Consider the following 2,715-nt stretch of genomic DNA (forward strand, 5'->3'; position numbering starts at 1 on the left):
GTTCACCGCGATCTCGCGGCCGACCGGCGCGCCGTCGGCGGCGTAGAGCTGCGCGAAGACGCCTGTCGAGCCCTCGACGTTCAGGTTGTCCTGGTTGGCCGACTGCCAGACCACCACCCAGCCGCCGCCCGCGAGCTCCACGATCTGCGGCGCGCTCTGCGCGCCCTGGGTGAAGCTGTTCACGATGCGGTCGGGGGCGTCCGCCGTCGGGCCGTCCTGCTCCGGCGTCACCGCGATGTCGATGAAGGCGGTGCGGGTGCTGAAGCCCGCGCCGTTCGACACGTCGATCACGACGCGCAGGGTCTCGGGGTCGTCGCTGGCGTTGGCGTAGCCGAGCGCGCCGATCAGCGCCTCCACCGTCTCCTCGGTCGCGGCCGTGTTGAGCGCGATCTCGAGGGGAGCGCCGTTCGCGCCGTTCGAGACGATCGCGCCGACGACGACGCCGTTGACCGAGACCTGCGCGCCCACGGTCATCGACGCGACCTGCACGTTTCCGGCGCCGATCTGGCCCGTGATCAGCCCGAGGCTGTGCTGCGAGGCGTCGTCGGGCGCGGTGAACTGGCCGAGCGTGGCGGGCGTGAAGTCCACCGCCGCGCGGAAGGTTCCGCCTGTCGCGAAGCCGCCCTGCAGCGGCGGGACGGCCACGGTCCGGTCGGGGTCGATCGCCGTGAAGCCCGCGTTGACGTCGGCCTCGTCCAGCGTCACCGCCAGCGGCAGGCCGATGATCTCGTCCACGCCGAGGCCCGCGAAATCCGCCGGGTCGCCGAACACGCGCTGGAACACGCCGTCGCCGGAGCCGTCGCCGGCCGCGCCCGAGGTGGTCGAGGTGAAGGCCACCACGAAATTGCCGTTCGGCAGCGCCGCGATGGTCGGCTGGGACTGCTGGCCCGAGATCTGCACGTTGACCCGCGTCTCGCCGTCGAGCCGCGAGCCGTCGGCGGCGTAGACCTGCACCGAGACGTCGGTGGAGCTGCCGCCCGGCGCGTCCGACGTCTCGAACGCCACCGCCAGCCTGCCGTCGCTGAGCGCGGCGACGGCGGGGAAGTCCTGCGTGCTGAAGCGGTTCTCGTTGATCACGAACTCGTCGCCGAGGGGCGCGCCCGCGAGGTCGAAGAACCGGCCGACCACGCCGGTCCCGCTGCCGTCCTGGCCGCTGTCGTCGTCCCACACCACCGCGAAGCCGCCGGGGGTGGCGACGACCTTGGCGGCGTCCTGGTTGCTCGTCGTCTCCTGATTGATGCGGAACTCGCCGCCCGCGAAGCTCCCGTCGGCGTTGATCAGTCGCGCGAACACGCCGTTGGACGAGCCGTCGCCCGCCGTTCCGCTGGTCGGCGAGGTCCAGACCACGACCACCCTGCCGTTCGAGAGCTGCGCGAGGTCGGCCTGGCCCTGGTTGCCGGAGGTCTGCTCGTTGACGATGATCTCGCCGCCCACGGGGGCTCCAGCCGCGCTGTAGCGCTGGTAGGCGATCCCGTCGCTCGAGCCGTCGCCGGTGTCGGTGGTCCAGGCGACGGCGAAGCCGCCGTTCGCCAGCCCGGTCACGGCCGGGTCGAACTGGGAGTTGGCGATGGTCGTGTTGACCACGAACTCGGCCCCGACCGGCGCGCCGGAGGCGTTGTAGCGCTGGGCGAGGATGCCGAAGTCGTTGTCGCCGGGGTTGTCGCGGTTGACCCCCTCCCACACCACGACGAAGCCGCCGCCGACAAGGCCCGCCACTGCGGCGTCCTGCTGGGCGCCGACGGTGAAGCTGTTGACCGCGATCTCGGGGCCGGCCTTGCCGCCGTCCGCGGCGTAGCGCTGGGCGCGGACGCCCGTTCCGTCGCCGTCCTGGCCGGTCGAGGTCCAGACCACCACCCAGCCGCCGCCGTCCAGCGCCGCCGCTTCGGGTTCGTTCTGGGCGTCGGGGATGAAGCTGTTGACCCGCGCCTCGCCGCCCACCGCGACCGGCCCGCCCGCGTCGGGCGACTGCGTGATGCGGATCTCGACGCTGGTCGGCTCCTGCAGCGAGCCGTCGCCGTCGCTGAGGCTGATCGCGTAGGTCCGCGAGGCCTGGGGGTTGTCGGAGGCGTTGACGTAGGAGAGCGCGCGCACCACGGCCTCGACCCGCGCCGCGGTGGCGTTCGCGTTGAACGCGATCTCGAGATCGGCGCCCGCCGCGCCGTCGGAGACCAAGGTCCCCACCACGACGCCGCCGACGCTGACCTGCCCGCCCGCCAGCGCCACCGCGCCCTCGGGCGTGACGATCGGCGCGAGCGTCAGCGCGTCCTGGGTGTTGTCGTCGGGGGCGTTGTAATCCTCGGCGTCGAGGCTCGCGATGAGACGCGATACAATGAGCCGCCCGCCGTTGAAGTCGGCCGAATCCGCGTCCGTCACCCGCACCGAGCCCACCGGCGCGAGCAGCACGCCGACGTTGGCGTCGGCCTCGGCGACCGCGCGCACGCCCGGCAGTCCCTCGATCACCGGGGCGGCGGAGGCGGTGAAGTCGGCCGGATCGCCGATGATCTGCTGGCGGATGTCGCCCGAGGCGACGCTGGCGGTCTCCCAAACAGCGACATAGGCGCCGTTCTGCAGGGCGGCCAGGTTGGGCCCGACCCCGCCCGAGCTGGAGAAGTTCTGCGTGCCCGCGACGTCGCTGTTGATCAGCTGCTGGCTGTCCACCCGGCTGCCGTCGGCGGAGAAGCGCTGGGTCCAGACGTCCGAGCCCGAGCCCGGCGC

General features: G+C 72.7%; 1 pseudogene. It reads right to left on the bottom strand.

The features are described from left to right. Positions 1–2,715, bottom strand: a pseudogene (locus V7Q31_RS18585) (beta strand repeat-containing protein); the annotation flags it as partial.

Source organism: Rubrimonas sp., assembly GCF_036788415.1.
Classification (GTDB): domain Bacteria; phylum Pseudomonadota; class Alphaproteobacteria; order Rhodobacterales; family Rhodobacteraceae; genus Rubrimonas.